The following is a 25053-nucleotide window of genomic DNA, read 5'->3' as shown; positions in this document are numbered from 1 at the left end:
AACCTCTAGGTCGATGTATGTTATCTATTGTAGCCAATATTTTTCAGTATCACACACGGATTTTCATTATTTTCCATGTGCTATACATTAGCAATGTTTATGTTCAATTGTTTTAATCATTCATCTGCTTTTTACTATCTACATGTGCTAGGTCACTGTCTTCGATTGGGGTTTAGCTCTAGGTTTCTTACGTAATCAATGGCCATTAAATTATGACTTTGACAAGTGAAGTTAAAACGATGATAGAAAATATCTTTATTTGAAGAAGAGACATATAGACGTGGTGAAAAATGAAATAAAAACAAAAAATGAGTTCATACTAAGCGATAGAGGTGAGATAAAATGGCAAATGAGAAGCAAGAGAGCAAGGAAAAAACACCCCAACAAACGAATCGTGATCGAGAAACATCATTTTTGGCGAAGACGGTTGTTATTGGATTAGTAGGAGGTATTTTCTGGAGTATAATTGGTTATATAACCTATCTATTTAACTTTAGTGAAGTGAGTCCTAATATGATTCTCCAACCATGGGCTTTAGGTGATTGGAAAGAAAAATGGATAGGGACAATGGTAAGCATTATCGTTCTTGGCGTTTTATCTATTGTTGTTGCCCTTCTTTATTATGCAGTTTTGAAAAGATTTAAATCGATGTGGATTGGTATTGGATATGGGTTATTATTATGGGCTCTCGTTTTCTTTGTGTTAAATCCAATTTTTCCAAATGTAAAAGGGTTATGGGAGTTGAAGAGTAATACAATTATCACAACTGTATGCGTTTATCTTTTATACGGTGTATTTGTAGGATATTCGATTTCGTTTGAAGCAGCAGAGCTAGATTCGCAAAGTGGATAATAAAATAGATCAAAATGGAATAGTAATATAATGATTTACATGAAGGAAGTGTTAATAGAAGTTTTCTTTTATTTTATGGTAGAATGTTCTAAGTAATGAACATTCTTTTTCTACTTTTCAGAAAAAAGTGAGCTGGTTGAGGGAGAGGAAATATGAAAAAGATTTTAATCATCAATGGCCCAAACTTAAATCGTTTAGGTATACGCGAACCAGGGGTTTATGGGAAGGAAACATTACAAACATTAGAGAAAAAGTTACAAGTATTTGGTAAGGAACAGTGTGTAGATATTGAATGCGTTCAATCCAACCATGAAGGTGTATTGATTGACTCTATCCATGAAGCAGATGCAACATTTGATGGAATTGTGATTAATCCAGGAGCATTTACTCATTACAGCTATGCAATTAGAGATGCCATTGCAAGTATTTCTATTCCTGTTATTGAAGTACATATCTCAAATGTCCATGCTCGTGAACAGTTTCGCCATCATTCAGTGACGGCGCCTGTAACAAAAGGACAAATTGTAGGACTTGGGCTACACGGATACGAGCTCGGGATAGTAGCACTTTTAAGATTAAACGAGGGGGAATCGTAATGAAAGTAACAAAGCTTCGTGAACAATTTTCTTCATTAAATATTGATGGAATGTTAATTACAAGTTCGTATAACCGCCGTTATTTAACTAGTTTTACAGGCAGTGCAGGTGTAGCGGTCATTTCAGAAGACCGCGCCGTTTTTATTACAGATTTTCGTTATGTTGAACAAGCAGCAAAACAAATTCAAGGCTTCGAGATTGTTCAGCATAAGGCTTCATTGATTGATGAGGTAGCAAAAGTTGCAGCTGATTTAGGAATTACTCGACTAGGGTTTGAGCAAGATCACATGATGTATTCTCAGTATCAAGCTTATGACCAAAAAGTCGAAGGAGAGCTCTTGCCAGTCTCTAATACAATTGAAAAGTTACGCTTGATTAAGAGCGAGTCAGAGATTAAGATATTAAAGGAAGCTGCAAAAATTGCGGATGCAGCATTTGAACATATTTTGACGTTCATTCGTCCTGGTGTAACAGAATTAGAGGTTTCTAACGAATTAGAGTTCTTCATGAGAAAGCAAGGTGCAGCGTCTTCTTCTTTTGATACTATTGTTGCATCTGGTTATCGTTCTGCATTGCCACACGGTGTAGCTACAGACAAAACCATTGAAAAAGGTGAATTTGTTACGCTTGATTTTGGGGCATATTATAAAGGGTATTGCTCTGATATTACTCGTACATTGGCTGTAGGAGAAGTGAACGATGAGCTAAAAAAGATTTATAACATCGTCTTACAAGCTCAGTTAAAGGGCATGGATGGAATAAAGCCAGGCATGACAGGAAAAGAAGCGGATGCATTAACCCGTGATCACATTGCCGCGCATGGCTATGGTGAGTATTTTGGTCACTCTACCGGTCATGGACTTGGAATGGAAGTTCACGAAAGTCCTTCTTTATCTATGAAGTCTGATATGAAGCTAGAGCCAGGAATGGTCGTTACAGTAGAACCAGGTATCTACATAGCAGGTCTTGGCGGTGTTCGTATTGAAGATGACACAGTCATAACAAAAGACGGGAATGAGTCGTTAACATACTCAACAAAAGAGTTAATTATTTTATAAAAGTGTAGGAGGATTTTCTTCATGATTTCAGTAAATGATTTTCGTACAGGTTTAACAGTAGAAGTAGATGGAGGTATTTGGCGTGTTGTTGATTTCCAACATGTAAAGCCAGGTAAAGGTGCTGCGTTTGTTCGCTCTAAATTACGTAACTTACGTACAGGGGCAATTCAAGAGAAAACGTTCCGTGCTGGAGAAAAAGTAGGGAAAGCTCAAATCGATAACCGTAAAATGCAATATTTATATGCAAACGGTGACCAACACGTATTCATGGATACGGAGTCATACGAGCAAATTGAACTACCAGAGGCTCAAATTGAGTATGAACTAAAATTCTTAAAAGAAAACATGGAAGTTTCAATTATGATGTATCATGCTGAAACAATTGGCGTAGAGCTTCCGAACACGGTAGAATTAACTGTAACAGAAACAGAGCCAGGTATTAAAGGTGATACAGCTTCAGGTGGTACAAAGCCAGCGATTCTTGAAACGGGCTTAAGTGTACAAGTACCATTCTTTATTAATGAAGGTGATGTACTTGTTATTAATACAACAGATTCAAGCTACGTATCACGCGCATAATCAGTAATTCGAAAGCCTCCTGCTAGGAATTTTCCTAGCAGGAGGCTTTTTTGTTTAAGGCTTTTTTATGCATCGTATTAAACGTTAACAAGTGGAAGTTAGTTAAAGGCAGCGTACGAAAACATCAATTGTTTATCTTGTTTTGGATATAACAACCAAATTGGCCGAAATAGTTTTCTTTAAAAGTGTGAAGAAGAGAGAATCTACTAACTATTAGTGCTAACGATACACATCACAGCATAGGTTTGTACTAGACTTATACTTTTTATAGTGGACAACAAAAGAGCGTATAACAGACAGATTACTTATAGGAGAGGACGATATGAAGCAATGGTTGGAAACGATTAACGGTTCAGTTTTAACGATGGCGTGTTTAAGGTTTGTTTCTTCATTCATTGAATTAACAGTGGCCATCTTAATTCTACTGAACAACGATGTAAAAAAAGCATTAATGTTTAATGGGTTACTAGCACTTGTGGGTCCGTTTATTATGATTGCATCTTTTACCATTGGACTCGTCTCCGTGGCGGATCAATTATCTTTTGCAAAGCTTGCTTTTATTGTCTTAGGAGTACTCTTTATTTTAATTGGTATTTTTAAATAGGAAGCAGAGAGTAGCTGTCATAAAGTAAACAAGCTCGCATACATTTGAAGTAATGAAAAAACGCGAGGGGATTCGTATGTTAAACGAAGTGGTTCAAGTGTTACCAAATTCAATAAGAGAAGTAGCTTCTCGATATATTGCGTCTTCAGTTAATCATTTAGAAGAGATTCGCATTCGGATTAACCGCCCCATTGAATTTATTATAAACAGCCATCCTTATTTTGACTCGTATACTGCCACAAAAGAAGATGCCCTCTTTATTTTAAATAAACTCAGTCAATTTTCAATCTATATGATTGAAGAAGAGTTAAGGAAGGGATATGTGACGATTGAGGGTGGGCATCGGGTAGGGTTAGCGGGAAAAGTCATTACGGAAAATGGTCAAGTAAAAGTTATACGTGATGTCACATCATTTAATATTCGAGTTGCAAAGGAGAAAATTGGGATTGCAGACCGATTACTACCATTTCTATACGAGCAAGAATGGATGAATACGATTTTAATTGGTCCTCCGCAAACTGGCAAAACAACGATGATTCGTGATTTGGCTCGAATGATGAGCTTTGGTGTTCGGGACAAGAATATTTCACCAATTAAAGTTGGGATTGTAGATGAACGCTCTGAAATTGCAGGATCAGTTAAAGGGGTTCCTCAACATACATTTGGCACAAGGCTGGATGTGTTAGACAGTTGTCCTAAAGCAGAAGGAATGATGATGATGATTCGGTCGATGAGCCCGGATGTCATCATTGTAGATGAAATAGGAAGGCAAGAAGATTGCGATGCTGTTGTAGAAGCGGTAAATGCAGGTGTTCGTGTTGTTATGACCGTTCATGGATATGACATCGAAGATTTAAAAAGGCGACCAACGTTAAGCGGTTTATTACAATTGGGCGTATTTAAGCGGTTTATTGTTTTATCAAATGAGAATGGACCAGGAACAATTAAAAGCATTTACAACGAAACGCATAAACGAATGCATAGTCAGCGCGCTATCGAAGGTGGTGTCATATGAAAGTATTTGGAGCCATTTTTATTTTGCTTGCATCAACATGGACGGGCTTTGAAATGGCTAAGCAATTAAGTGAACGTCCAAGACAATTAAGACAACTAAAAGCAGCATTACGATCATTAGAAGCTGAAATTATGTATAGTCATCGACCTTTGCAGGAGGTATCATTGATTCTTTCATCACAAATACCAAAGCCATTATCGTGGTTATTTAAACGATTCGCAGCTAAGCTTCAAAAAGGAAATCAAAATGTAAAGCAATGTTGGGATGACAGCATTGATGAAATATGGAAGATGACAGCATTTAAACAAGGTGAGTTGGAAGTGCTGAAACAGTTTGGTGAAACATTAGGTCAGCACGATCGGTATTCTCAACAAAAACATATTGTGCTCGCACTCAATCATCTTGAACGAGAAGAAAGTGATGCGATCGAAAAACAACATCGATATGAAAAGATGGTAAAGAGTTTAGGATTTCTTTCGGGATTACTACTTGTCATCTTATTGATGTAGTGATTGGAGGAGTAAAGAGTGAATGTAGACATGAACACAATCTTTCAAATAGCGGGTATTGGAATTGTTGTAGCTTTTCTTGTCACGATATTAGAACAAATTGGAAAGAAAGACTACGCAAATTGGGTTACGTTGATGGGATTTATTTATATTTTGTTTATGGTTGCTTCAATTGTTGAAGATTTATTTAAAAAAATTAAAGCAGTCTTTCTGTTTCAAGGCTAAAGGAGGGGTTAGCGATTGAGATTATCCAAATTGTTGGTTTAGGATTAGTCGCGACATTTTTAGCGTTAATTTTAAAAGAACAAAAACCTTCTTTTGCGTTTTTACTTGTTGTATTTGTTGGTTGTGTCATCTTTTTATTTTTAATTGATCAAGTCTATGAAATTATTCGCATGATTGAAAAGTTATCCGTAAATGCACATGTGAATATGATTTATGTTGAAACCATACTTAAAATTATCGGAATTGCCTATATTGCAGAATTCGGTGCACAAATTACAAAAGATGCAGGTCAAGGTGCCATTGCCTCAAAAATTGAGCTTGGAGGAAAGATTCTTATCTTAGCCATGGCAATTCCAATTTTGACAGTTATTATTGAAACGATCATCTCAATGCTGCCAACCTAAAAAACACGTTATAACCATGGGGTGACAAAATGAAGTGGGTAAATCTAAGGTTTTATCGTCTCATTCTTTTCTTTTTGCTCTTTTTTTTCTTGCCGGAACAAGTACAAGCTTCTCCCCCCCAACAACTTGTAAACAATCAACTTGAAACAATGGGAGTAGATGAGATAAAAGCATTTTGGGATGATATTTTGACGCAATACGGAGGTTTTCTCCCGGAAAGTCAAAAAGGTAGTTTAGTTGATTTTTTGAATGGGGAAAAAGAGTTTTCAATAAAAGAGTGGTTTGTTGGATTTATGAAGTTCTTTTTACACGAAATTATTGCGAATGGAAAGCTTTTGGGAACGTTAATTATGCTCACCATTTTTAGTGTGTTTTTACAAACGTTGCAAAATGCTTTTGATCAAAAAGCAGTTAGTAAAGTGGCGTATGCCCTTGTCTACATGGTGTTAATCATTATAGCCCTTAACAGCTTTCAAGTGGCAATTTCCTATACGCAACATGCCATTCAAACGATGACACAGTTTATTTTAGCACTAGTCCCTTTACTGCTAGCGTTAATGGCCACATCTGGAGGTATCATCTCTGCTGCTTTCTTTCATCCAATGATTATCTTCTTAATGAATACAAGCGGGTTATTGATTCAATATGTTGTCATGCCGCTTTTGTTTTTATCTGCTTTATTAAGTATCGTAAGTACACTTTCAGATCAGTATAAAGTCACGCAACTTGCCCAATTACTTCGAAATGTAGCCATTGGTTTATTAGGGATTTTTCTAACTGTATTTCTAGGTGTGATTTCTGTTCAAGGTGCGGCATCTGCTGTGGCAGACGGTGTTACAATTCGTACGGCAAAGTTTATTACAGGGAATTTTATTCCAGTCGTAGGGAGAATGTTTACCGACGCAACTGATGCAGTGATTGGGGCGTCATTGCTACTTAAGAATACAGTTGGCATTGCAGGAGTAGCAGTTCTCTTATTAATCGTCGCTTTTCCAGCTTTAAAAGTTTTATCGCTAGCCATTATTTATAAGTTAGCCGCGGCATTGCTTCAACCAATTGGTGGTGGGCCAGTTATTACATGTTTAAGTATTATTAGTAAAAGTGTTATTTATATCTTTGCTGCATTAGCGATTGTATCACTGATGTTCTTTTTATGTTTAACCGTGATTATTACAGCGAGTAATGTCACCATGATGGTTCGTTAAAGGTAGGGAGTGAAGGGATGGCTGCCTTAACAGGTTGGATTACGAATATTGTGTTGTTCATTTTACTTGCCACAATTATTGATTTATTACTGCCAAATTCAAATTTGCAAAAATACGCAAAACTTGTGATTGGTTTATTGCTGATGCTAATTATTATTACACCAATTTTTCAAGTTTTTAAAGTGGATGTAGACAAGCTTTTAGTTTCAATGAATTTGACAAGTAAAGAAGAAGAACAAGAAATGAAAAATTTAATTGAATTAAAGAAAAAAGAAATACAAGCCTCTAATCGTGCATATACATTAGAACAAATGGCTGTCCAAATGGAGACAGGCGTCAAAGAGGAGTTGATGGAACAATATGGTGTAGCAATTAATCATATTCACATCGAAACAAAAGAGACAACTGATCAGCAAACACCTGAAAATGTTAATGAAAGTATTCATTCTGTTCAAGTGATTGTAAGTGAGGAAACGCAAAAGTCAGAGTCAGAAGTTGTTTCGGCTGTGAAAGTCGTGTCCATCGATACCTCCAAACCGATACAAACTGAAAAACAACAAAAAGAAACGTCACACATCTCGGCGTATCTCGCAAATAAATGGGGCATTGATTTTAACAAAGTTACTGTGAACGTGGAGGGGGGATTAGAACAAAATGAGTAAAAATCATGATAGCCCGTCCTTTTTGCGGCGGTTCTTTTCAAACAGAAAGAAGGAAGAAGATAAAGACGATCAAAAGTCAGATAAAAAACCACCTAAATTAGCATATATGGGTGTATTGTTAGCTGCTGGTATTGTCATTATGTTAGTCAGTAATTTAAAGATATTAAATGAACCGCAAGCACCAAGTGGTGGTACTATTCAAGTGAATAGTACAGAGGAAGATACACCTGCTTTCAGTCAGAAGAAGTCAGCTCAATCCGGATCAATGGCCAATTATGAAGCGCACTATGAATCTCAATTAAAAGATGTATTACAAGCCATTGTTGGAGTAGACGATGTTGAGGTCATTGTAAATCTTGATGCGACTGAATCAAAAGTATATGAGAAAAATAGTGTGACTCAATCACAAACAACAGAGGAAACAGACAGAGAAGGGGGCACACGAAAAGTACAAGATAGTTCAACGGATGAGCAGTTAGTAATTGTGCGCACCGATAATCAAGAAAAACCTGTTGTTGTAAAAACGAAAAAGCCTGAGATTCGCGGGGTACTTGTTGTTGCACAAGGTGCTAATAACATTGAAGTGAAAAAGTGGATTGTTGAAGCGGTAACGAGAGTACTAGATGTGCCAAGTCACCGAGTTGCTGTTTTACCTAAAAAGTCTAAGGGGGACTAAAAATGTTACTTAAAAAACAAACGGTTTGGTTATTAACAATGTTAAGTTTAGTCGCTGTCTTATCAGTCTATTATATTACATCACCGGAAACACCACCAAGCAATATGGCGGTAGCACCAGAAGAGGATAAAGAATCAACAAAAGATGAAAAACCAAATGAAGGCAAAGAAGAGCAACCTGCTGAAGGTGAAGAAGAAAAGCCGAGTGGAGATGGTGCAAAAGATGAAAAAGAAAGCAATGATCCAAAAGAACAAAGTGATGCAAAAGAAACAACTGTTGTATCTAGTGTAGATAGTGACGAGCTATTCACAGCACTTCGTCTGGATATTACAGATGAGCGTAGCAAATTACGTCAAGAATTAACAGATGCAACTGCAGCAAAAGGAGCAACAGCTGAACAAGTGAGTGAAGCAATGGATAAAATCCAAGAACTATCGCAAATCGAAGAGAAAGAACTCGTACTTGAAACATTAATTAAATCAAAAGGATACGGAGATGCACTTGTACGAGCAGATGGAGGAAAAGTAAAAATTACAGTTAAAGCAAAAGAGCATTCGCCTACTCGTGCAAATGATATCATTCAGTTAGTCAGAGGAGAGTTAGGGACGAATAATGTAGCAGTAGAATTCCAGCCAGAAAAATAATCGATCTATAGTAAGGGGATGGGACAAAAAAGTGTCCCATCCCCTGTTTGTTGCGTGCTTAAGCTGTAGTCACTTACGTCAAAATAGTTCTAAAGAAGTGATTTTTCGTACGATAGTATTTATTGAGCAGCATCAAGTGAAAAATTAACATAGCGCTCTAGATAGAGATAAGTTATAATAGGTTATATATTCTACTTTTAGCACTAAGTAATAATGCTCTTTTTATTATTACTGCCCTTTTAATACATATAAGAACTGAAGATGGTTCTTAAAAAGAATAAAGTGACTGACTATAAAAAGTTTGACAACTTAAATGCTGTGAGTAGAAAGTACAAAAAATTATATAAGAAAAGTAATAAGTGTGATGATATGACATAAGTAACAAAAAATAATGAAAGTGATTTCAATATTTTTTCTGAATTATTGAATTAAAGCCACTACGTGTCGTATCATTATGATAAGTTTAAAAAGTATAATTTATTAGACAGGAGTGTTTTGTTTGTTAAAAATTCAAGAAATTCGCGAAATCATCAAATTAGTAGATCAATCAACAATTGAAGAATTTGTTTATGAACACTCAGATTCAAAAATTAAACTAAAGAAAAAAGGTGCGATTACAGGAAAGCAAGTAGCGACTCCTCAAGTCGTGGTAGAAGAATTACGCCAGCCAGCTGTTGAAGCAGCTCAACCAGTGGCAGCAGTTCAACAAGCACCAAAAGCAGTTGAAAATCAAGGTGTTGAAAAAGAAGAGGCTACAAGTCAAGATGAGTCATTACATAAAATTACGTCTCCTATGGTAGGGACATTCTATGCATCTTCTTCTCCAGATGCAGATCCATACGCAAGAGTTGGGGATAAGGTAAACAAAGATAGTGTGGTATGTATTGTAGAAGCAATGAAACTATTTAATGAAATTGAAGCAGAAGTAAACGGTGAAATCGTTGAAGTATTAGTTGAAAACGGACAGCTTGTAGAATACGGACAACCACTTTTCTTAGTGAAAGCTCAATAAGGGGAGTATTTAGATGATTAAAAAGTTACTAGTTGCCAATCGTGGAGAAATTGCTGTCCGTATTATCCGCGCTTGTAAGGAACTGGGAATTGAAGCTGTCGCTGTTCATTCTGAAGCAGACCGTAACTCTTTGCATGTTCAATTAGCAGATGAAGCTTATTGTATTGGTCCAACCGCTTCAAAAGATAGTTATTTAAATTTTACGAACATTATCAGTGTAGCGACATTAACAGGGTGCGATGCGATCCATCCAGGATATGGATTTTTAGCTGAGAATTCTGACTTTGCTGAGCTATGTCGAGAGTGTAACATTACATTTGTAGGTCCAAGTCCTGAAGCTATTTCAAAAATGGGAACAAAAGATGTTGCTCGTGAAACGATGAAAGCGGCAGGAGTGCCGATTGTACCTGGTTCAACAGGAATTGTTGATTCTATTGAACAAGCACTTGATATTGCAAATGACATTGGTTACCCAGTGATTATTAAAGCAACTGCAGGTGGTGGCGGTAAAGGAATTCGTATTGCTCGTAATGAAAAGGACCTTGAAAAGGGAATTAAAATTACGCAACAAGAAGCAGCGACAGCCTTTGGAAATCCAGGGGTTTATTTAGAAAAGTACATTGAAGATTTTCGACACGTTGAAATTCAGGTGTTAGCTGATACACATGGTAACACGGTCCATTTAGGTGAACGTGATTGTTCCATTCAACGTCGACTTCAGAAGTTAGTAGAAGAAACACCATCTCCTGCACTAGACGGTGAAACACGTCAAAAGATGGGAGACGCTGCAGTGAGAGCTGCTGAAGCAGTTAACTATACAGGTGCTGGAACGGTCGAGTTTATTTATGATCATATTGAAAATAAATTTTACTTTATGGAAATGAATACGCGTATTCAGGTAGAACATCCTGTTACAGAAATGGTAACAGGGGTAGATTTAATTCAAGAACAAATTAAAGTAGCAAATGGAGACAAACTATCCTTTAAACAAGAAGAAATTACATTCAACGGTTGGGCAATTGAGTGTCGAATCAATGCAGAGAATCCAGAGAAGAACTTTATGCCTTCTCCAGGGACAATCAGTATGTATTTAGCTCCAGGTGGATATGGGGTTCGTGTTGACTCAGCAGTGTATCCAGGATATGCTATTCCTCCATACTATGATTCAATGGTTGCGAAATTAATTGTTCATGCTCCAACGCGTGAAGAAGCCATTGCTCGTATGAGACGAGCACTAGATGAATTCGTAATTGAAGGGGTAGCCACAACTATACCGTTTCATTTAAAATTATTAAATCATGAAAAGTTCATAGACGGTGATTTTAATACAAAGTTCCTTGAACTACATGATGTCATGAATTCGTAGTATAGTATAAGTATAGGAGGTGCTGTACATGAATGAGAATCATGTATTAGAAATGGAAGAACATCAAAGTTCTCTTGGAAGAGTTGAAATTGCACCAGAAGTCATTGAAGTGATTGCTGGCATTGCAGCATCAGAGGTTGAAGGTGTAACAGCGATGCGAGGTAACTTTGCAACAGGTGTTGTGGAAAAGTTAGGTAAGAAGAATCATGGAAAAGGTGTAAAAGTAGAATTGAGCGAAAGTGGCATTAAAGTGGATGTGTATTGCATGATGAAGTTTGGTGTATCGATCCCTGTAATCGCTCAAAAAGTTCAAGATAATATTCGTCAAGCATTAAAAAACATGACAGCAATTGAACTAGAAGAAGTGAACATTCATATTGTAGGCGTACAATTTGATGCACCAAAACAAGAAGTAGAACAACCTGAATAATAACCACGAAAGTTTGTTTCTTTTCCAAGCAAGCTGTGGTAAAGTGAAAAAGACTGTCTATGATAGACAGTCTTTTTTCATGCTTAGAAACTATGTTATGATTTTGTTATAATAGAACGATAAGGATAGATAAAGGAGAACGTGTAAGATGAAAAGACGTACAGCACGCGAAAAAGCGTTACAAGCATTATTTCAATATGACTTAGGACAAATTGATCCAGTAGAAGCTATTCAAAATGTAGCTCCTCAACAAGAAATGGATGGTTTTTTAAAACAACTAGTATTAGGGACAGTTGAGCACAAAGAGGAAATCGATCAGATGATTCGTACTCATTTAGAGAAATGGACGTTAGAGCGTGTGGCAACAGTTGATCGCTCCATTTTACGATTAGCCGTCTATGAAATGAAATATGAAAACGACATCCCAACAAATGTAACATTAAATGAAGCGATTGAATTGGCTAAAAAGTTCAGTGATGAACAATCTAGTCGCTTTATTAATGGTGTACTTTCAAAAGTAGTAATGGAGCTATCATAAATAGCAGCTTGAGAACTTCTCGATTTTGGTAAAAGGAAGAAAAGGAAAAGAAATAGGAGAGAAAGAACCATTCATCTTCTGTTTCTTTTCCTTTTCTTCCAATCAGCCAAATGTAGAGTATGGTAAAGTTCTCACGGGTTAATGATGGTAACTAATTGGGCCTTTTTAAAAGGAGACGATGGGTATGAGTGAAGTCCGATATTTAACAGTCACAGCTTTAACAAGGTATATTAAACGAAAATTCGATGTGGATCCCCACCTTCAAGATATATGGATAAAGGGTGAGATTTCTAATTTCAAGTTTCATAGTCGCGGTCACATGTATTTTACACTTAAAGATGCAAACGCCCGTATTCAATCTGTGATGTTTGCTGGACAGAATCGTCAGCTTACTTTTCGCCCTGAAGAAGGGATGAAGGTGTTAATTCGAGGAGAAATTTCTGTTTATGAACCGAATGGTAACTATCAAATGTATGTAAAAGAGATGCAACCAGATGGTGTAGGTAGTTTATACTTAGCATATGAACAGTTAAAAGCAAAACTTGAACAAGAAGGTCTTTTTTCCTCTATACATAAAAAAACAATTCCGGCTTACCCCAACTATATAGGGGTTGTTACATCTCAAACAGGTGCAGCGATACGAGATATTATCACAACATTGAAACGTAGATATCCGGTTGCACAAATCATTGTCATCCCAGCGCTTGTTCAAGGTGTTCATGCAGCGCCATCTATTGTGCAAGCAATTGAAAAAGCAAACAATCTTGGCTACTTAGATGTATTAATTGTAGGTCGCGGTGGTGGCTCAATTGAAGAGTTGTGGGCATTTAATGAAGAAAGTGTAGCTCGAGCTATCTTTAAATCAACTACACCTATTATTTCAGCTGTAGGGCACGAAACAGACTTTACCATTGCAGATTTTGTTGCAGATTTAAGAGCGCCTACACCAACGGGTGCCGCAGAGTTAGCCGTTCCTCATATTCTAGAAGTAAAAGAGCGCCTGAACCAGCGAAACATACGTATGTCACGAGCGATAAAGGAAATGATGACGCTTCAAAATAAGCGCTTAGAACGTCTCAAACAGTCATATGCTTTTCGTTATCCCAAGAAGCTTGTGGAGCAAAAAGAGCAACAACTTGACCAATTAATGGAACGTCTTTATCGTGAGAGTAGAAGGTATATCGAAGTAAAGCGTACGCAATATAAGCAACAGAGTGCGTTATTATTGCGTAATCATCCAAAGAAGAAGGTAGAGCAAGCGCGTGAAAAGCAACAAGTGTTAACAAAAGATTTGCAACGAGAAATGCTTAGAGTGTTAAAACAAAAGCAACTTCTATTTTCTTCTGCCACTTCCAAACTCCATGCGCTTAGCCCTTTAAAAACAATGGAGCGAGGTTATAGCCTTGTTTATAATGAGCAACAAACATTGATTAAAACAACCAATCAAGTATCAAAAGGTGATTCTCTCACTGTACAGTTAACAGATGGACAAATACAATGTGAGGTATTACAAGTAGAGGAGCGAGAAAAATGAGCGACAAGCAACAGCATTCATTTGAAGAAGCAATGAATCAATTAGAAGAAATTGTAGACAAGCTAGAAGAAGGAGATGTTCCTTTAGAACAAGCTATCGAGCAGTTTCAAAAAGGAATGGAACTTTCTAAGTTTTGTCATGATCGCTTAAAGCAAATCGAAAATCAAATGGAACAAATTTTACGTGAAGATGGTCAATTAGAGCCTTTTGTTGTACAGGAGGAAGAGTAATTGTGAATAATACTCAATTTCAACAGTATCTTAGTACAATGAAAGAAAAGGTTGAAGCGCAACTTCCTCGAGTTGTGAATGAGCTATCGGCACCTACTAAACTAAAGGAGTCGATGTTATATTCATTAACAGCGGGTGGGAAAAGGTTGCGCCCTCTTCTTATTTTTGCCACGTTAAAGGCTTTTCAAAAAGATGAAGAAATGGGAATGGCGGCAGCTTGTGCGGTTGAGATGATTCATACATACTCACTAATCCACGATGATCTTCCTAGTATGGATAATGATGATTTACGAAGAGGAAAGCTGACCAATCATAAGGTATTTGGAGAAGCCATTGCAATTTTAGCAGGAGATGCGCTTTTAACAAATAGCTTTCAAGTATTAATTAGTAACAACCATCCAGATATAACGTCTGACATGAAGCTAAAGCTAGTGTCGGAATTAGCAATAGCAGCAGGGACAGAAGGGATGGTTGGTGGCCAAGTGGCAGATTTAGAAGGTGAAAATAAGCGATTATCTCTTGATGAATTAGAATATATTCATATACATAAAACAGGTGCGTTGTTGCGGTTTTGTGTAAAAGCGGGAGCTATTTTATCGCAAGCTTCTGATCAACAAATGGCTAATTTAGAAGCATTTAGTAAGCATATTGGTCTAGCGTTTCAAATCCAAGATGACATTTTAGACATTGAAGGGATAGAAGAAAAGTTAGGTAAACCAATTGGAAGTGATGCAACAAATGAGAAAACGACTTATCCAGCTCTTTTGGGCATGAATGAAGCAAAAGAAAAGCTCGTTTATCACATTGATCAAGCATTACAAGCGTTGTATGAAGCGAATATTGATCATGATCTGTTAGAACAAATTTGTTTGTATATAGCAAATCGAGAGAATTAACAGGCGAATAGTGAAAGTAACGTTGTTTAAATCAAATTTTAATTGAGTCAGCAAAATGCATATGATATAATCTAAACACTACTATTTAAAAAAGGTAGTGCATAGGTTTTTACACGATTATAGTTTTTTTGGTCGCCGTTATCACATCTGTGTTAGCGGCTCTTTTTTCATATAAGAAGGTACCTTCATTAAGTGTAATGTCTTTTTCTTTGGGTAGAGTAGTACTAAAGGCGAGGAATTAAGCTTGTTATGAAAAATGTCTACGTTAGAGAAGACTTTATAGACGTCTAACATAGATTTGTTGACTGTTTATTGGTAAAATATCAAAAGTATTATGAGATAGAAGAAATACTAAAGGTTGACGTCTATGCATAAAACATTACACAATGTATTAAGGTATATTTATAATATGTGCGAAAGTGAGTGATCCATGTTGGATCTTACAACGATAAAGAATCCTGCGTTTTTGAAAACGATGTCTAGAGAACAACTCGAGGCATTAAGTGAAGAAATTCGCCAATTTCTAATTACAAAGTTAGCTGTAACGGGTGGGCATATTGGGCCAAACTTAGGTGTCGTAGAATTAACCGTTGCTTTACATACAATATTTGATAGTCCAAAAGATAAATTTATTTTTGATGTAGGACACCAATCTTATGTTCACAAAATTTTAACAGGTCGTGCTTGTGATTTTGAAACGATACGTCAATATAAAGGACTGTGTGGGTTTCCTAAGCGAAATGAAAGTGAACACGATGTATGGGAAACAGGACATAGCTCTACCTCTCTTTCAGCGGCAATGGGAATGGCTGTTGCGAGAGATTTAAAGAAAACTGACGAATACATTATCCCGATTATTGGTGATGGGGCTCTTACAGGTGGAATGGCACTTGAAGCATTGAATCATATTGGGCATGAACAAAAAGATATGATTGTGATTTTAAACGATAATGAAATGTCAATTGCACCGAATGTAGGCGCGCTTCACAGTGTGTTAGGTCGTCTCCGTACAGCTGGAAAATACAATTGGGTAAAAGATGAATTAGAAGTATTACTCAAAAAAGTGCCAGCTGTTGGTGGGAAGTTGGCTTCAACGGCTGAACGTGTAAAAGATGGTTTAAAATATATGTTCATTTCTGGGATGTTTTTTGAAGATTTAGGCTTCACCTATTTAGGGCCGGTAGATGGTCATAATTATGAAGAATTGTTTGAAAATCTTCATTATGCGAAAAAAACAAAGGGTCCGGTCATCGTTCACGTAATTACGAAAAAAGGAAAAGGGTATTTACCGGCAGAGTCTGATAAAGTTGGCACCTGGCATGGAACAGGCCCTTATAAAATTGAATCTGGGGACTTTATTAAGCCGAAAACGACACCTCCAATTGCTTGGAGTAAGCTAGTGAGCGAAACTGTACGAACAATTGCTCGTGAAGATTCACGTGTTGTAGCAATTACCCCAGCAATGCCGGTTGGTTCAAAATTAGAAAGTTTTCAAAAAGAGTTTCCAGAACGTATGTATGATGTAGGAATTGCTGAACAGCATGCTACTACGATGGCAGCAGGACTTGCCACGCAGGAGATGAAACCATTTTTAGCTATTTACTCTACATTCTTACAAAGAGCGTATGATCAAGTTGTTCACGATATTTGCCGTCAAAATCTAAATGTATTTATTGGAATCGATCGTGCAGGCCTTGTTGGGGCAGATGGTGAAACGCATCAGGGTGTCTTTGACATTGCATTCTTGCGCCATTTACCGAACATGGTGCTCATGATGCCCAAAGATGAAAATGAAGGTCAACATATGGTGAAAACCGCTCTAACCTATGATGGACCAATCGCCCTTCGATATCCAAGAGGAAATGGTCTAGGCGTTCCGTTAGATAAAGAGCTTAAGGCAATTCCTATTGGAACGTGGGAAGTACTTGAAGAAGGAACAGATGCAACGATTTTGACATTTGGTCCTACTTTGCAGATGGCCTTTGAAGCAGCTACACTATTAAAAGAACAAGGTATTTCGGTGGAAGTAGTTAACGCTCGCTTTATTAAGCCGATGGACGAAAACATGCTTCACTCTATTTTTAAATCACAAAAACCAATCCTTACTATGGAAGAAGCAGTTTTACAAGGTGGTTTTGGTAGTGGTGTACTTGAGTTCGCCGCTGAGCATGGTTACTATACTGCTAAAATTGAGCGAATGGGAATCCCAGACTATTTTATCGAGCATGGGAGTGTCAATGAATTACTACAAGAAATCGATTTTACAACTGAAGAAGCGGTAAAACGTATAATAAAATTAATGCAATTAAAACATAAAGGGCTTGAGGTACGTTGACAAAAAAAGAACGAGTAGATGTTTTATTAGTTGAAAGAGGTTTAGTAGATACAAGAGAAAAGGCCAAGCGTACAGTAATGGCTGGTCTTGTGTATTCAGATGGGAATCGCTTAGACAAACCAGGAGAAAAGGTACAGAGAGATATCCCCTTATCTATTAAAGGAGCTGTTATGCCTTATGTCAGTCGTGGAGGGTTTAAGCTTGAAAAAGCATTAAATGAATTTGATGTTGATGTAACAGGGAAAATCATGATTGATATTGGAGCGTCAACAGGTGGATTTACAGATTGTGCCTTACAAAATGGAGCAGTCATGTCGTATGCGCTTGATGTAGGATATAACCAGTTAGCCTGGAAATTAAGGCAAGATGAGCGAGTGGTGGTTATGGAGAGAACGAACTTTCGTTACGTAACCCCAGCCGATCTTGAAAGAGGTATGCCTGAATTTGCATCAATTGATGTATCGTTCATCTCGCTCCGCTTGATTTTACCGGTCTTAAAAACATTGTTAGTCTCAACTAGTGATGTGGTAGCGCTTGTTAAGCCACAATTTGAAGCAGGAAGAGAACAAGTTGGTAAAAAAGGGATTGTTCGAGATGAAAAAGTCCATGAAGAAGTATTGCAACAAATGGTCGATTTTTCACTGAAACAAGGATACAATGTACAAGATATGTCATTTTCACCAATTACGGGTGGAGATGGAAATATCGAATTTTTGCTTCACTTACGATGGTTAGGTGAAAGAGAAGTCGGAGAGAATGTATCTCATAAAAGTGTAGAACAGACCGTAAAAGAGGCACATGAGACGTTAAAAGCAAAAAAACAGGAACAATAATGAAATCACCAATGTCAGTAGGCATGACGTGTGCTGACATTGGCAATTTGATCATCTTTCTTTTTAGAGGTGAAGGAGATATGATCAAGTTGATACGATTGCTTTCATTTTTTCGTAACGATTATAACTGTAAAGAACGATGGTTCAGCTGAAATATGAGTTGATTCTTCTACACATTCATTCATAGTTGTAAGGGACAATTATTTTATTAAATAAAATTGAAATTTTGATAAAAGCGTGAGGTGCCAAGATGAATAAAGGACAGAGACATATAAAAATTCGTGACATTATTACAAACAACGACATTGAAACTCAAGATGAATTAGTTGATATTTTAAAAAATCAAGGGTTTAATGTTACACAAGCAACTGTATCTCGTGACATTAAAGAATTACACCTAGTGAAAGTGCCTTTAATGGATGGAAGGTATAAATATAGTCTACCTGCTGATCAACGCTTTAACCCGCTTCAAAAACTAAAACGATCTTTAATGGATGCGTTTGTTAAAATTGATGCGGCTGGTCACATGCTTGTAATGAAAACACTCCCAGGTAATGCTAATGCGATTGGTGCGTTAATTGATCACTTAGATTGGGAAGAAATTTTAGGGACAATCTGTGGAGATGACACGTGTTTAATTATTTGTCGCACTCCTGAAGATACAGAAGTCATTTCAAATCGTTTCTTAGAGATGCTTTAACGTAAGCTCCCTTAATAGGGGGTTTTTCGATTTTCTTGGTAACGATAAACAACTCAAACATAACTTGAACTAAAATACCTCAAACAGATGTTGAGTGACAAACATCTTTTTTGAGTGCAATAAAGGTGCGTGAATCTTGTTGTTAGCAGAGTTATCAATTAAGAATTTTGCAATTATTGAATCCTTGTCTATTTCGTTTGAAAAAGGTTTGACTGTTTTGACTGGTGAAACAGGGGCAGGAAAATCCATTATTATTGATGCTATTCATTTGCTTGTTGGAGGTAGAGGTTCTTCAGAGTTTGTTCGTCACGGAACGAACCGAGCAGAAATTGAAGGACTTATTTTAATTGAGGACAACCATCCATGTTATGAGAAAGCTGCACAAGTAGGTGTGGAAGTTGATGATGGTATGATGGTGCTAAGACGTGAAATTACAACAAACGGAAAAAGTATTTGTCGTGTAAATGGTAAATTAGTAACGCTAGCTGTTTTGCGCGAAATTGGACAAACACTTGTTGATATTCACGGACAACACGAGCATCAAGATTTAATGAACCAAGATCGTCATTTAATGCTGTTAGATCAATATGGTGGGGAAAACATTGAACGTGCATTAAGTGAGTATCGTCAATTATTCCAGAAATATACGAATTTAAAAAAGCAACTAGAACAGTTAACAGATAATGAACAAAAGATGGCCCATCGTCTTGATTTAATTCAGTTTCAACTAGATGAAATTCAAACAGCTGATTTGCAACCACAAGAAGACGAGCGGCTAACAGAAGAACGAATGAAAATTGCTAATTTTGAAAAGATATACTCTTCCTTAAATGATGCATACAATGCGCTACATGGTGAGCACAAAGGATTAGATTGGGTCAGCTTAGCAATGAACAACACAGAAGATATTGCCAACATCGAAAGAGAATATGAAGAGATATCTGAAACCGTATCTAATTGTTTCTATCAATTAGAAGATGTGTCATATAAAATCAGGCAGCAATTAGACTTGTTAGAATATGATCCTAAAAGGTTAGATTTTATTGAAACCAGATTGAATGAAATTAATTATCTAAAGCGTAAATATGGGCAGTCCGTTGAAGAAATTCTAGCGTATGGTGCGGCAATTGAAGATGAAATTGATAAAATTAAAAATCGCGATACACATGTTAGCAAAATGAAAGAGCAATTAGATAGCATTGCGCATGACTTGTTAGTAGAAGCTATGAATGTTTCTGCTGCTCGAAAGAAATTAGCGCACCAACTAACCGAACAAATCCATTACGAATTAAAAGAATTGTACATGGCGAAGACGGTATTTGAAATCAAAATAAATCAAATCAATGCATCTGCAACCGACTTAATCATTGATAATAAACCAGTTAAGTTTACGAAAGATGGGATTGATCACATAGAATTTTATATTTCAACCAATCCAGGAGAACCGTTAAAACCACTAGCTAAAGTCGCATCAGGTGGAGAGTTATCGCGTATTATGTTGGCGTTAAAAAGTATTTTCTCTCAACACCAAGGCGTGACGTCCATTATTTTTGATGAAGTAGACACAGGCGTAAGTGGACGAGTGGCTCAATCGATTGGAGAAAAGATTTATCATATTGCGGTGAACTCACAAGTATTATGTATTTCTCATTTACCACAAGTGGCTGCCATGGCAGATACTCATTTATTTATATCTAAAACAGTCAAAGAAAACCGAACGACGACCAGTGTAGATCCGTTAACTAATGAACAGAAAATCAAAGAGATTGGTCGCATGATTGCTGGTGTTGAAATAACGGATTTGACAAAGGAACATGCAAAAGAATTGCTATTACTAGCTGAAAAAATAAAACAAGTATAATGATGACAAGTAAATAAGAATAAGGAGTGTGTTAAAGAGGGAAAAAATAACTCATTCCATTTAGGTCATAAAAGCCCTTGCCTATAAAGTCCAGTGAAATATCGATGGATAAACAGGCAAGGGTTTTTGTGCAAGAATATTTTGGTGTCGGTTTGCTGTCGGATTTTTTAGCCTTTGTTTAGTATGTAAAGGAAATGAATTAAATTCTAAATGAAATTCAAGAGTTTTTTCTCGATGCAGTTATAAATGAAGTGCAAGAAGGTAAAAGTAAAGATGTAGCCATAAAGTTATGGTGTGGATAGGAAGCGAGGAGAGTGGAAAATGATATGCTAAACAGATATAGATATATAACAGGCGTAATTCTCCTTGTTTCACTCATTATGGTAGGTTTTTTCCCGAAGTTACAACAGTATGTAAATATCCCAAAGAAAATCGTTGTGTTTGAAAATCAAACCGTTGAAATGGATACGGCTTTACCTGTGTCGTCTATGGACGAAGAATCAAGTATTTATGATATTCATCAAGCTGATTCAAAGCTAACAATCGCAGGAAAAGAAATTGGAAAAGAAGAACTTATGCTTCATTTTGCAGGTGTTCCTGTTAAACAAGTGGATGTGCAAGTTCTCTCTGATTTTAAAGTTATTCCCGGTGGACAATCAATAGGTGTAAAACTGAATTCGCGTGGTGTGCTAGTCGTAGGATATCATCAAGTTGATACAAAAGAAGGTAAACAATCTCCAGGAGAAATTGCAGGTATTCAAGTTGGAGATATGATTACAAAAATCAATGGTACAACAATCGAAAAGATGAGTGATATTACACCGTTTATTCAACAATCAGGTAAAACAGGTGACCCTTTGCATTTAGAACTCATCCGTGAGAAAAACAAATTTCAAACGAAGTTAATTCCTCTAAAAGATAAACAAGACTATGCTTATCGAATTGGACTTTATATTCGTGATTCAGCTGCAGGAATTGGGACTATGACTTTTTATGATCCAAAGTCTCAAAAATACGGTGCTCTAGGTCATGTTATTTCTGATATGGACACGAAAAAGCCAATTGTTGTAGAGAATGGTCAAATTGTAAGGTCAACTGTTACATCCATTGAAAAAGGAACAAATGGTGTACCAGGAGAAAAGTTAGCTCGATTTTCAGAAGATAAAGAAATCATTGGCAATATTACTCGAAATAGCCCGTTTGGTATCTTTGGAAGACTTTCTTCAAAAATTGAAAACGGCGTCATGGATAAGCCGTTACCTATTGCCTTATCTCATCAAGTAAAAGAAGGGCCCGCAAAAATTCTCACTGTTGTCGATGACGATGAAGTTGAAGAATTTGATGTCGAGATTGTCAGTACAATCCCGCAAAAATTCCCAGCAACAAAAGGAATGGTTATTAAGATTACGGATTCTGAACTGTTAGATAAAACAGGAGGAATTGTGCAAGGGATGAGTGGAAGTCCAATTATTCAAGATGGAAAAGTAGTAGGAGCTGTTACACACGTATTCGTAAATGATCCAACATCAGGATATGGTGTGCACATTGAATGGATGCTAAGTGAAGCAGGAATTAATATTTATGAAAGTAGTCAAAAGAAGGCGAGCTAACTATACTAGTTCGTCTTTTCTTTTGTAGTAATATAAGTTAATAAGTTGAAAAACCAGGTTTTAAACCCCTTAGAGTAGAATGGTGTCAGTTCTTAACTCGTTCATCATTTTAGGAAATAACTCAGTTTATGTAAATTGGTTAACTTGAACATAAAAAAAATACAATTGTCAACTTGTAATCCGAGTCGAAAAAAGAAGAATAAAGAAGAAAATAATAGATTTTCCAGTAATTTGAGTTTTTTTCAAAAAAATAAAGGAAAACTTGTTGCATTGTCGAAATCATTCATTAGAATAAAGGATAGGAATCGTTTATGAATCGATATATAACTTTAAGGGATTGAGGAGGAATCTGTTGTGAAGAAGATCAAAGTTTGTTTAGTTGACGACAACAGAGAGTTAATAGGCTTACTAGAGGATTATATTTCAGATCAAGATGACATGGAAGTAATTGGCGTAGCTTATAATGGACAAGAATGTTTGTCAATGTTGAAAGAAAAAGATCCTGATGTTCTTGTTTTAGATATTATTATGCCTCACCTTGATGGACTAGCCGTATTAAGTCAGCTTAAAGACATGAAGAAAGATAACTACCCAAATGTCATTATGCTTACGGCGTTTGGACAAGAAGATGTAACGAAGAAAGCTGTAGATTTAGGAGCAGCGTACTTCATCTTAAAGCCATTTGATATGGAAAACTTAGTCGATCATATTCGTCAAGTAAGTGGAAAATCATCTTCTGTTATTAAGCATCATTCATCTTCTATGAGAACGCAGCGTGAAACGAAATCTAATAACTTAGATGCCAACATTACCAGCATTATTCACGAAATTGGTGTGCCGGCACACATTAAAGGTTATTTGTATTTACGTGAAGCGATTTCGATGGTATATAAAGATATTGAGTTGTTAGGCTCTATTACAAAAGTGTTATATCCAGACATTGCAAAAAAATATAACACAACTGCAAGTCGTGTAGAGCGTGCAATTCGACATGCTATTGAAGTGGCGTGGAGCCGTGGTAACATTGATTCGATCTCTTCCCTTTTTGGATACACAGTTAGCATGACAAAAGCAAAACCAACAAACTCTGAATTCATCGCCATGGTTGCTGATAAATTACGTTTAGAGCATAAAGCCTCTTGAAGGGCTGATGAATAACGTTATATAGTAAAATGCCTTGCCTCGCTATCTAGTCACTCCTAGATGTTGCAGGCAAGGCATTTTGCGATTTTAGTCGTTTTTGTCTTCATTTAATTGTGCTAATTTTTGTAATAAAATATGCTGAGGCATGTGCATGAGTTGTTCAAGAGGAACATTTAACTTTTCTGCTAACTTAACCGCTGTTTCGGGTGAAATTTGTAAAGGTTTCATACATAACAACTTCCTTTCAAATGTAAAATGTATGTGTAAGTATAGCAAAAATAATGTAAAAAGACAGGCTTTTTTCTTAAATAATGTTATGGTAAGAAAAACGAGAAAAAGGAGTTGTGGGCATTGCGTATATTTGGACATAGAGGTGCGGCTGGCACGCACCCTGAAAACACGATGATTTCTTTTAAAGAAGCGATTCGAGTAGGAGCAGATGGCATTGAGTTAGATGTACATATGACAAAAGATAATGAGCTTGTTGTCATTCATGATGAAAAAGTAGACCGAACCACAAATGGAAAAGGGTATGTAAAAGACTTAACGTATGCAGAAATAAAGAAGTTAGATGCTAGCTATAAATTTAAAAAGCGATATGGAGTGTGTCCGATTCCAACTTTAGAAGAAGTACTACAATGGGCCAGTGAACAATTAACAGAAGTAAACATTGAGTTGAAAAATAATATTTTTGAGTATGCATATATGGAAATGAAGGTTATTGATCTTATCTACAAATATAATATGCAGAATCGAGTCATTATCTCATCATTTAATCATAATAGTTTAGCAAGAGTAATATCGTTAGACTCAAACCTTGAAACGGCTGTCTTGTATTCATACCCGTTATTTGAGCCATGGATATATGCGCAGCACCTAGGAGCCAAAGCGCTGCACCCTAACTATCGCACCGTTAATGAAGTGAATGTCGATGTATCTCGTGATTTCTCATTAAAAGTAAGGCCGTATACAATCAATGATGTGAATATAGCGAAACAAATGTATAAATATGGATGCGAGGCCGTTATTACTGACTATCCAGAAAAAATGGTACAAACATTTAAAGTGTCTTTTTAATCAATTTAAAATAAAGCCAAATAAAAAAGCTATCTCATATGTGCATGAGGTAGCTTTTGTTATTTTTGAATAGGTGTTGCTTGTTTTTTTTGTTGAAAACGAGCTTGTACTTTATTTCGCTTACGATCACGGTGCAAGATAAAGCCAGCGACAAACCCTAACCCAGCTAAAAACAAGAGTAATCCTGCTGAGAATTGAACAAAAAGGGATGTGAAAGGCGGTTGTAATACACCAAAAACCATGTCACGCATAAGTTTAATGCCGTAACCTGCTAATGCTCCAGGAATAAGTAAAATTAGTAAAGCAATTATACGTATCATTTGAACGCCCTTTCTAGATTCATTTCTATAATTAAAATGATAAAACAATGAAAAAAATTGTCAAGACACTTTGTTATTCATTATGATAATACTATGCAAAAAGTTGCAAACATGCTTTTGAAGAAGTAAACGTTTTTAA

At 36.5% G+C, this 25053-nt stretch carries 29 protein-coding genes; 27 read left to right on the top strand and 2 right to left on the bottom strand.

Features of this window, described 5'->3' with window-relative positions; translation table 11 throughout:
- The first annotated feature begins 342 nt into the window (after positions 1-342).
- The 26 genes from DIS06_RS00490 to spo0A all read left to right on the top strand — a co-directional run bounded on the left by DIS06_RS00490 (position 343) and on the right by spo0A (position 23517).
- A complete protein-coding gene (locus DIS06_RS00490) occupies positions 343-852 on the top strand; it encodes a YqhR family membrane protein (RefSeq protein ID WP_110111290.1) in 510 nt (169 codons plus the stop codon).
- A 152-nt stretch (positions 853-1004) separates the two neighbouring features.
- Positions 1005-1448 (top strand): type II 3-dehydroquinate dehydratase, encoded by a 444-nt coding sequence (gene aroQ / locus DIS06_RS00485; RefSeq protein ID WP_110111289.1) that lies wholly within the window; start codon positions 1005-1007, stop codon positions 1446-1448.
- Positions 1448-2506 carry a M24 family metallopeptidase gene (locus DIS06_RS00480; RefSeq protein ID WP_110111288.1) on the top strand — a complete coding sequence of 353 codons (1059 nt, stop codon included), beginning with the start codon at positions 1448-1450 and terminating at the stop codon, positions 2504-2506. The genes aroQ and DIS06_RS00480 overlap by 1 nt, the downstream gene beginning before the upstream one ends.
- A 21-nt stretch (positions 2507-2527) precedes the next feature.
- Positions 2528-3085, top strand: coding sequence for an elongation factor P (gene efp / locus DIS06_RS00475; protein ID WP_110111287.1), 558 nt, complete (start codon positions 2528-2530; stop codon positions 3083-3085).
- A gap of 322 nt (positions 3086-3407) precedes the next feature.
- The gene (locus DIS06_RS00470; protein WP_110111286.1) at positions 3408-3689 is read left to right on the top strand and encodes a YqhV family protein; all 282 of its coding nucleotides are present in this window, start codon (positions 3408-3410) and stop codon (positions 3687-3689) included.
- A 76-nt stretch (positions 3690-3765) separates the two neighbouring features.
- Positions 3766-4704 carry a stage III sporulation protein AA gene (gene spoIIIAA, locus DIS06_RS00465; RefSeq protein ID WP_110111285.1) on the top strand — a complete coding sequence of 313 codons (939 nt, stop codon included), beginning with the start codon at positions 3766-3768 and terminating at the stop codon, positions 4702-4704.
- Positions 4701-5213 (top strand): stage III sporulation protein SpoIIIAB, encoded by a 513-nt coding sequence (gene spoIIIAB / locus DIS06_RS00460; protein ID WP_110111284.1) that lies wholly within the window; start codon positions 4701-4703, stop codon positions 5211-5213. Before spoIIIAA ends, spoIIIAB begins: the two co-directional genes overlap by 4 nt.
- 18 nt (positions 5214-5231) lie before the next feature.
- Entirely contained in the window at positions 5232-5438 is a 207-nt protein-coding gene (gene spoIIIAC / locus DIS06_RS00455; protein WP_110111283.1) for a stage III sporulation protein AC, read from the top strand.
- 20 nt (positions 5439-5458) lie between these two features.
- Positions 5459-5842 (top strand): stage III sporulation protein AD, encoded by a 384-nt coding sequence (gene spoIIIAD / locus DIS06_RS00450; RefSeq protein ID WP_110111282.1) that lies wholly within the window; start codon positions 5459-5461, stop codon positions 5840-5842.
- A gap of 29 nt (positions 5843-5871) precedes the next feature.
- A complete protein-coding gene (gene spoIIIAE / locus DIS06_RS00445) occupies positions 5872-7047 on the top strand; it encodes a stage III sporulation protein AE (protein WP_110111281.1) in 1176 nt (391 codons plus the stop codon).
- 17 nt (positions 7048-7064) lie between these two features.
- Entirely contained in the window at positions 7065-7709 is a 645-nt protein-coding gene (spoIIIAF, locus tag DIS06_RS00440; RefSeq protein WP_110111280.1) for a stage III sporulation protein AF, read from the top strand.
- Positions 7702-8385, top strand: a complete 684-nt coding sequence (gene spoIIIAG / locus DIS06_RS00435) for a stage III sporulation protein AG (RefSeq protein ID WP_110111279.1) — start codon at positions 7702-7704, stop codon at positions 8383-8385. The genes spoIIIAF and spoIIIAG overlap by 8 nt, the downstream gene beginning before the upstream one ends.
- A gap of 2 nt (positions 8386-8387) precedes the next feature.
- On the top strand, positions 8388-9029 hold the full coding sequence (locus DIS06_RS00430) for a SpoIIIAH-like family protein (protein WP_110111278.1): 642 nt from the start codon (positions 8388-8390) through the stop codon (positions 9027-9029).
- A 499-nt stretch (positions 9030-9528) separates the two neighbouring features.
- Complete coding sequence (gene accB / locus DIS06_RS00425; protein ID WP_110111277.1) at positions 9529-10041, top strand: acetyl-CoA carboxylase biotin carboxyl carrier protein; 513 nt, start codon at positions 9529-9531, stop codon at positions 10039-10041.
- Between the two features lie 13 nt (positions 10042-10054).
- Complete coding sequence (accC, locus tag DIS06_RS00420) at positions 10055-11407, top strand: acetyl-CoA carboxylase biotin carboxylase subunit (protein WP_110111276.1); 1353 nt, start codon at positions 10055-10057, stop codon at positions 11405-11407.
- A 28-nt stretch (positions 11408-11435) separates the two neighbouring features.
- Positions 11436-11837: an Asp23/Gls24 family envelope stress response protein gene (locus DIS06_RS00415; RefSeq protein WP_110111275.1), complete on the top strand. Its 402-nt coding sequence runs from the start codon at positions 11436-11438 to the stop codon at positions 11835-11837.
- 148 nt (positions 11838-11985) lie between these two features.
- Positions 11986-12375 (top strand): transcription antitermination factor NusB, encoded by a 390-nt coding sequence (gene nusB, locus DIS06_RS00410; RefSeq protein ID WP_110111274.1) that lies wholly within the window; start codon positions 11986-11988, stop codon positions 12373-12375.
- Positions 12376-12559: 184 nt separating this feature from the next.
- Positions 12560-13909 carry an exodeoxyribonuclease VII large subunit gene (gene xseA, locus DIS06_RS00405; RefSeq protein WP_110111273.1) on the top strand — a complete coding sequence of 450 codons (1350 nt, stop codon included), beginning with the start codon at positions 12560-12562 and terminating at the stop codon, positions 13907-13909.
- Positions 13906-14139: an exodeoxyribonuclease VII small subunit gene (locus tag DIS06_RS00400; protein ID WP_110111272.1), complete on the top strand. Its 234-nt coding sequence runs from the start codon at positions 13906-13908 to the stop codon at positions 14137-14139. Before xseA ends, DIS06_RS00400 begins: the two co-directional genes overlap by 4 nt.
- 38 nt (positions 14140-14177) lie before the next feature.
- Positions 14178-15035 carry a polyprenyl synthetase family protein gene (locus DIS06_RS00395; protein ID WP_110111557.1) on the top strand — a complete coding sequence of 286 codons (858 nt, stop codon included), beginning with the start codon at positions 14178-14180 and terminating at the stop codon, positions 15033-15035.
- A gap of 430 nt (positions 15036-15465) precedes the next feature.
- The gene (gene dxs, locus DIS06_RS00390; RefSeq protein ID WP_481746832.1) at positions 15466-17370 is read left to right on the top strand and encodes a 1-deoxy-D-xylulose-5-phosphate synthase; all 1905 of its coding nucleotides are present in this window, start codon (positions 15466-15468) and stop codon (positions 17368-17370) included.
- On the top strand, positions 17367-18203 hold the full coding sequence (locus DIS06_RS00385; protein WP_110111271.1) for a TlyA family RNA methyltransferase: 837 nt from the start codon (positions 17367-17369) through the stop codon (positions 18201-18203). The genes dxs and DIS06_RS00385 overlap by 4 nt, the downstream gene beginning before the upstream one ends.
- A 250-nt stretch (positions 18204-18453) precedes the next feature.
- The gene (ahrC, locus tag DIS06_RS00380; protein WP_110111270.1) at positions 18454-18903 is read left to right on the top strand and encodes a transcriptional regulator AhrC/ArgR; all 450 of its coding nucleotides are present in this window, start codon (positions 18454-18456) and stop codon (positions 18901-18903) included.
- 139 nt (positions 18904-19042) lie between these two features.
- Positions 19043-20764, top strand: coding sequence for a DNA repair protein RecN (recN, locus tag DIS06_RS00375; protein WP_110111555.1), 1722 nt, complete (start codon positions 19043-19045; stop codon positions 20762-20764).
- Positions 20765-21090: 326 nt separating this feature from the next.
- Positions 21091-22374, top strand: coding sequence for a SpoIVB peptidase (gene spoIVB, locus DIS06_RS00370; protein ID WP_110111554.1), 1284 nt, complete (start codon positions 21091-21093; stop codon positions 22372-22374).
- Positions 22375-22728: 354 nt separating this feature from the next.
- On the top strand, positions 22729-23517 hold the full coding sequence (gene spo0A, locus DIS06_RS00365; protein WP_110111269.1) for a sporulation transcription factor Spo0A: 789 nt from the start codon (positions 22729-22731) through the stop codon (positions 23515-23517).
- Between the two features lie 87 nt (positions 23518-23604).
- Here spo0A and DIS06_RS00360 read toward each other — a convergent pair whose 3' ends face one another.
- On the bottom strand, positions 23605-23745 hold the full coding sequence (locus DIS06_RS00360; protein ID WP_110111268.1) for a YycC family protein: 141 nt from the start codon (positions 23743-23745) through the stop codon (positions 23605-23607).
- 123 nt (positions 23746-23868) lie between these two features.
- On the opposite strand from DIS06_RS00360, the gene DIS06_RS00355 reads away from it, so the two are divergent.
- Positions 23869-24594: a glycerophosphodiester phosphodiesterase gene (locus DIS06_RS00355; RefSeq protein ID WP_110111267.1), complete on the top strand. Its 726-nt coding sequence runs from the start codon at positions 23869-23871 to the stop codon at positions 24592-24594.
- Between the two features lie 59 nt (positions 24595-24653).
- Here the strand turns inward: DIS06_RS00355 and DIS06_RS00350 are convergent, their stop codons facing one another.
- Positions 24654-24914, bottom strand: coding sequence for a DUF2627 domain-containing protein (locus tag DIS06_RS00350; RefSeq protein WP_110111266.1), 261 nt, complete (start codon positions 24912-24914; stop codon positions 24654-24656).
- Positions 24915-25053: the final 139 nt, after the last annotated feature.

The organism is Bacillus sp. CGMCC 1.16541, assembly GCF_003184905.1.
GTDB lineage: Bacteria > Bacillota > Bacilli > Bacillales > Bacillaceae_H > Priestia.
The sequence above is the reverse complement of the archived record's forward strand: the minus strand, read 5'-3'. Positions and strand labels throughout refer to the sequence as shown.